Raw genomic sequence first — 5,752 nt, forward strand, 5'->3', positions numbered from 1 at the left:
GATGGTGGTCGATCCGAGGAAGGCGCCGACCAGCGCCGGCAGCAGATATTCGAGACCGACGCTGGCCTGGCCGATCCTCAGCTTCGAGGCGAGCAGCACGCCGCCGAGCGCGGTGAGCGCGCCGGAGGCGACGAAGGCGCCCACGACGAATTTCTGCACCGGGATGCCGTTGAGCGCGGCGGCCTTCGGATTGGCGCCGATGGCGTAGAGGTAGCGGCCGATCGGCAGGTATTCGAGCACGAGCCACATCGCCAGCGCCAGGACGACCACGTAGTAGCCGGTGATCGGCAGGCCGAACAGCATCGTGCCGTTGAGGGAGAGGAAGCCGTCGGGAAGCACGCCGACGACCTGCCGGCCGCCGGTGTACCACATGGCCAAAGCATAGAGCACGGTACCGGTGCCGAGCGTGGCGATGAAGGAATCGATGCGCGCCACCTCGACCAGCCAGCCATTGATGAAGCCGGTGAGCACGCCGAGCAGGATGACGATCAGCACCGCGATCGGCCAAGGGATGCCAAAGGCCGTTTGCAGGCTGATGGCCAGGATGTGCCACAGCACGATGCCGTAGCCCACCGTAAGGTCGATGCGGCCCGAGGCCATGGGGATCATCGCCGCAAGCGACAGCATCGCGATGATCGCCTTGTCGGAGATGATCGAGCGCAAATTGAGCAGCGTCGGGAACGTCCGCGGCAGCAGCAACGAGAACAGCACGATGAGCAGCAGCGTCAGGATCGGCAGGCCGTAGACCGGCAGGTAGCGCGAAGCCTTCTGGCCGAGGCTCAGCCCGGAAAGTTCCGACCGGGTCGGCTCCAGCGCCGTCGATTTGATCGAATTCATGGGGGTCCTCCTAGAGCATGATGCCGAAAAGTGTGAGGCGGTTTTCGGACGACATCATGCTCTATCTCTTTGATTTAGAACCGGATTCAAATTTCAGGTCGATTGGACCTGAAATCATCCGGCTCTAGGCGGCTTCGGACACGGAGGCGGCGCGGATGAGCGCAGCCGTCGTCAAGGCATCGCCGGCAAGTTCGCGTACGATGCGGTTATGCGAGAAGACGAGGGCGCGATGGCAGATATGGGCGACCTCCTCGAAATCGGTGGAGACGACGATGACCGCCAGCCCGGCTTCGACGGCCGCCGCGATCAGGCGGTAGATCTCGGCCTTGGCGCCGACATCGACGCCGGCCGTCGGGTCCTCGGCGATCAGCAGCTTGCGGCCCGTCGCCAGCCAGCGGCCGACGACCACCTTCTGCTGGTTGCCGCCTGAAAGCGCCTCGATCGGCAGATGCGGATCGTTGGGTCTCAGCCCCAGCCGCGCGCCGAGTTCCTGCGTCAACTCGCTCTCCCGCGCCGGCTTCATGAAGGAGAATAGTCCACGACCGACCGCCGACGGATTGAGATACATATTCTCGCGCACGGAAAGCGACAGCGCGACCGATTCCTCGGTGCGGTCGCGCGCGATGAGGCCGACGCCGGCGGCAAGGGCGGCACCGACCGAAGACAGGTCGAGGCGCTTGCCGTCGAGCGAGACCGTTCCCTCGAAACGCTCGGCGCCGAACAGCGCGCGGCCGACGGCTTCCTGTCCGGCGCCGCGCAGGCCGACCAGCCCGAGCAATTCGCCGGAGCGCGCCTCGAAGGTGACCGGGCCGACGTTGCCGCAAACGAGGTTTTCGACCTTGAGCCGCTCCGGCCCGTCCTGCCATTGCGACTTGGCGAACATCTGGTGCGCCGGCCGGCCGACGATCAGGTCGACCAGTTCTTGCGGCGTGGTCTCGACCACTGGCTTAACCGCGACCATGCGGCCGTCGCGCATGACGGCGACGCGGTCGGCGATCCGGAACACCTCGTCCAGCCGGTGCGAGACATAGATCATGCCGACGCCGCGCTCGCGCAGCGGACGCAGCGCCTCGAACAGGCGTTCGACCTCGTCGGCCGGCAGGCTTGCCGTCGGCTCGTCGAGCACCAGAACGTCGGCTTCGGTGGCGAGTGCGCGAGCGATCGCCACCAGCGACTTTTCCGTGCGCGAAAGGTCCTGGACGCGCGTCGCCGGATCGAAGGCGCAGCCGACCAGCGCCAGCGCGCGCTCGGCGCGGCGCTCGGTGTCGCGCCAATCGATCAGGCCCGAGCGGCGCGAAAAGCCCTGCGCCATGCCGACATTCTCGGCCACCGTCATCCATTCGATGAGGCCGAGGTCCTGATGGATAAAGGCGACCTTCTGTGGCTGGTTGGGACGCGGCGGGCGGTGGTGATAGTCTTCGCCGCGAAAGCGGATCGTGCCCTGGTCGCGCTTGTGGATGCCGGCGAGCGTCTTGATCAGCGTCGACTTGCCGGCGCCATTCTCGCCAAGCAGGGCGACGATCTCGCCCTCGTGGATGTCGAGCGAGACCGACTTCAGCGCCAGAGTGCCGCCGAAGCGCTTGGAGATGTCGATGAATTCGATGAGCTTGGGCCGCATCTATGGCCCTCCCAAGCCAAGCAAACGGACTGAATTGGCACCGATGTTATCGCTAACATTTTTGCAGGTCAAGTCTTGAAAACGGTTTGCCGCGAAGGCTATCGGTAACCCGTTTTCGCGGAGGATGGAGCATGTTCGGAGACTTAGAGGGCGCGGGCTTCGAGGTTCTCGACGAGCGGTTCGAAAGCTGTTTCGTCGGCCATGTGGCGGTCGAGCGGGTGTGGACCGGAGGGCGCTGGCTGGAAGGCCCGGCATGGTTCGCGGCCGGGCGCTATCTGGTCTTCTCCGACATCCCCAACGACCGCATCATGCGCTACGACGAGACCAATGGCGTGGTTTCGGTGTTCCGGGCGCCGGCAAACAGTGCCAACGGCAACACGGTCGATACAGAGGGACGGCTGGTCACCTGCGAGCATCGGTCGCGGCGCGTCACGCGCACCGAGCATGACGGATCGATCACGGTGATCGCCGACTGCTTCGACGGCAAGCGCCTGAATTCGCCCAACGACGTCGTGGTGCGCTCCGACGGCACGGTGTGGTTCTCCGATCCGCCCTATGGCATCGCGACAGACTATGAGGGCGACCGCTCCGAACAGGAGATCGAGGGCTGCCACGTCTACCACGCCGATCCCGCGACCGGCGAGGTGGCGCGCGTCGTCTCGACGATGGCGAAGCCCAACGGTCTCGCCTTCTCGCCGGACGAGACGGTCCTCTATGTCGGCGACACCGGCATCACGCATCAGAAGGACGGGCCGCGGCACATCCGCAAGTTTGCCGTCGAAGGCAATGCGCTCAAGGAACTCGGCGTTTTCGCAACCTGCACGGCCGGCCTGTTCGACGGCTTCAGGGTGGATACGGCGGGTCGGGTCTGGGCAGGCGCCGGCGACGGCGTGCATTGCTTCGATCCCGACGGCACGCTGATAGGCAAGATCCGCATCCCGGAAACGGTGGCGACCCTCGCCTTCGGCGGCGCCAAGCGCAACCGCCTGTTCATCACGGCGCGGCAGTCGCTCTATTCGGTGTTTGTGGTCGCCAATGCGGCCGCAAGAGGCTGAGGTCCGACCTAGGCGGGGACGGATCGAATGGGCTCACGCGATCGTGTGTTCGCCTATCAAAAATGGACTATTGCATTTGCCCGAAAGGCGAGCCGCTCGACAAGCGGCTCGCCTTGTTCATGTCAGGCAACATCCTTAGCCCGATAGGCATCGGGAAGGACAAAGACTTCATCGGCGCGGCCGTAGCCTCCATCAGGAACTTCTTCGATCAGCACCATGGTGTAGGGGCGCACACCCTCGCCGAAATAGTCCACGAACATCTGCGTGGTCTTGTGGACGAGATCTTCCTTCTGCGCTTTTGTGAGGGCGGCCTCGGGCATCTTGAAGTTGGCAAAGGGCATTTGCAGGTTCCTTTCAGTGGCATTTCACGGCGCCGGTTGGCGCGTCCGATGACGACGGTCGCGTCGTCATCGGACGGATCGATCTTCGTTGTCATGGGGCGGATATAGATTGCCGCGGATGTCGGATAATCACCCCGCTGCTGGCAGCACTATTCGGAAAGAGCGAACAATCGGAGCGACGTCGGCGCCCTATCCGCAGCTCGCTCAGCGGTGCTGGGCATCCCGCATTTTCGCGCTGGCAGGGTTGTGAAGATCGGACCGGTGGCGAGCCGGCGTCGTTCGCCTGTGCAACAGGTCAGCTGTTGCGCGTCGCCACGAATGTCGCCGCTTCCTTCAGCAGGGCCGCGCGCTCGCCATAGGGATCGAGCAGCGCATGCGCCTGGCCGACGAGGCCGTTGAGCTGCTTGCGCGCCCAGTCGGCGCCGTGCAGGGCGACCAGCGTCGCCTTGCCTGCGGCGGCGTCCTTGCCGGTCGCCTTGCCCATCTGGTGCGCATCCGCCGTCAGGTCGAGCAGGTCGTCGGCAAGCTGGAAGGCGAGCCCGATCGCCGAGCCGAATTCGGCCAGCCGCTCGCGGTCTTCCGGCGGCGCGCCGGCGACGATGGCGCCGGCCTCGCAGGCAAAGCGGATCAAGGCGCCGGTCTTCATCGCCTGCAGCCGGATGATGCCGGCCTCGTCCGGCGGAGTGCGTCCGGCATCGAGATCGAGCATCTGCCCGCCAACCATGCCGCCAATGCCCGCGGCGCGGGCAAGCGCCAGCACCAGCGCTGCCCGGCGTTCCACGGGCAGCACGGTGGCCTCGTCGGCGAGGATGTCGAAGGCAAGCGTCAGCAGCGCGTCGCCGGCGAGGATGGCGGTGGCATCGTCGAAGGCCCGGTGCACGGTCGGCTGACCGCGGCGCAGATCGTCATTGTCCATGGCCGGTAGATCGTCATGGATCAGCGAATAGCAATGCACGCATTCGAGCGCCGCCGCCACGCGCGATGCCGCCTCGCCATCTGCGGAAAAGAGCGCTGCACTTTCCATAACCAGAAAAGGGCGCAGGCGCTTGCCGCCGTTCAACACGCCATGGCGCATGGCCGCCATCAGCCGCTCCGGCCGGGCGATCTCGCCGGACAGCGCGCGCAGGTCGAGAAGCCGCCTGAGCAGCGCCTCGATTGCCGCTGCGCGTGTCAGAAGTGCGGTTTCGAACGCGATTTCTTCGTCTTTCGCCATGGCCGGGAGCGGTAGCCGACACTCAGACATTGCGCAAGAAGCCGCGCGCCATTATGCCGGTTGAGCTGATGGCACGGGTGGGGCGGCTTGACGGAACCGATCGTCGATCATGAAATCGAAGGACTGGACATGGCGCGGCCGAGGCGCCTGAACCGCGCCGGTCTCAAGCGCCTTGGCCGGCGCTCCCTGGTCGTTGCCGCCATCCTGGCGGTGGTACCGGTGGTGCTGACCTTCCTCTATCTGCCGTCCTTCGTGCATCCGGTGTCGACGCTGATGCTGAAGGACCTCGCGACCTTCTCCGGCTACGACCGGCGCTGGGTTTCGATCGACGACGTGTCGCCGGCGCTGGCGCATTCGGTGATCATGTCGGAGGACGGGCAGTTCTGCTTCCACCGCGGGGTCGATCTCGGCGAATTGCGCGGCGTCGTGGACGACGCGCTGGCCGGCGAGGCGACGCGCGGTGCCTCGACCATCACAATGCAGACGGTGAAGAACCTCTTCCTCTGGTCGCGGCCGCTGGGCACGGTGCGCAAGGTGGTCGAACTGCCGCTCGCCGTCTATTTCGACGCGGTGATGTCGAAGCGGCGCATTATGGAGATCTACCTCAACATCGCCGAATGGGGCCCGGGCATCTACGGCATCGAGGCGGCCGCCCAGCATCATTTCGGCGTCTCGGCAAACAAATTGT

At 65.4% G+C, this 5,752-nt stretch carries 6 protein-coding genes; 2 read left to right on the forward strand and 4 right to left on the reverse strand.

Annotation, left to right across the window (positions count from 1 at the left end):
• A partial coding sequence (locus EOA33_RS21845; protein WP_145989229.1) for an ABC transporter permease occupies positions 1–837 on the reverse strand: 837 nt, incomplete at its 3' end.
• A gap of 124 nt (positions 838–961) precedes the next feature.
• Positions 962–2,455, reverse strand: coding sequence for a sugar ABC transporter ATP-binding protein (locus EOA33_RS21850; protein WP_126057949.1), 1,494 nt, complete (start codon positions 2,453–2,455; stop codon positions 962–964).
• A gap of 131 nt (positions 2,456–2,586) precedes the next feature.
• On the opposite strand from EOA33_RS21850, the gene EOA33_RS21855 reads away from it, so the two are divergent.
• Positions 2,587–3,510 carry an SMP-30/gluconolactonase/LRE family protein gene (locus tag EOA33_RS21855; protein ID WP_127406555.1) on the forward strand — a complete coding sequence of 308 codons (924 nt, stop codon included), beginning with the start codon at positions 2,587–2,589 and terminating at the stop codon, positions 3,508–3,510.
• A 122-nt stretch (positions 3,511–3,632) separates the two neighbouring features.
• Here the strand turns inward: EOA33_RS21855 and EOA33_RS21860 are convergent, their stop codons facing one another.
• Together EOA33_RS21860 and EOA33_RS21865 are read right to left on the reverse strand one after the other, a co-directional pair.
• Positions 3,633–3,851, reverse strand: coding sequence for a 4-oxalocrotonate tautomerase family protein (locus EOA33_RS21860; RefSeq protein ID WP_126057951.1), 219 nt, complete (start codon positions 3,849–3,851; stop codon positions 3,633–3,635).
• A 295-nt stretch (positions 3,852–4,146) separates the two neighbouring features.
• Positions 4,147–5,064: a polyprenyl synthetase family protein gene (locus EOA33_RS21865; protein ID WP_126057952.1), complete on the reverse strand. Its 918-nt coding sequence runs from the start codon at positions 5,062–5,064 to the stop codon at positions 4,147–4,149.
• A gap of 129 nt (positions 5,065–5,193) precedes the next feature.
• Between EOA33_RS21865 and EOA33_RS21870 the strand changes: the two genes are divergently transcribed.
• Positions 5,194–5,752: transglycosylase domain-containing protein (locus tag EOA33_RS21870; RefSeq protein ID WP_127406556.1), on the forward strand; the 559-nt coding region annotated here is incomplete at its 3' end.

This window comes from Mesorhizobium sp. M4A.F.Ca.ET.050.02.1.1, from assembly GCF_003997725.1.
GTDB lineage: Bacteria > Pseudomonadota > Alphaproteobacteria > Rhizobiales > Rhizobiaceae > Mesorhizobium.

Bases quoted from the DNA above. Each gene is read 5' to 3' on its own strand.
- EOA33_RS21850 (WP_126057949.1), bottom strand. From the start codon at position 2,455: ATGCGGCCCAAGCTCATCGAATTCATCGACATCTCCAAGCGCTTCGGC.
- EOA33_RS21855 (WP_127406555.1), top strand. From the start codon at position 2,587: ATGTTCGGAGACTTAGAGGGCGCGGGCTTCGAGGTTCTCGACGAGCGG.
- EOA33_RS21860 (WP_126057951.1), bottom strand. From the start codon at position 3,851: ATGCCCTTTGCCAACTTCAAGATGCCCGAGGCCGCCCTCACAAAAGCG.
- EOA33_RS21865 (WP_126057952.1), bottom strand. From the start codon at position 5,064: ATGGCGAAAGACGAAGAAATCGCGTTCGAAACCGCACTTCTGACACGC.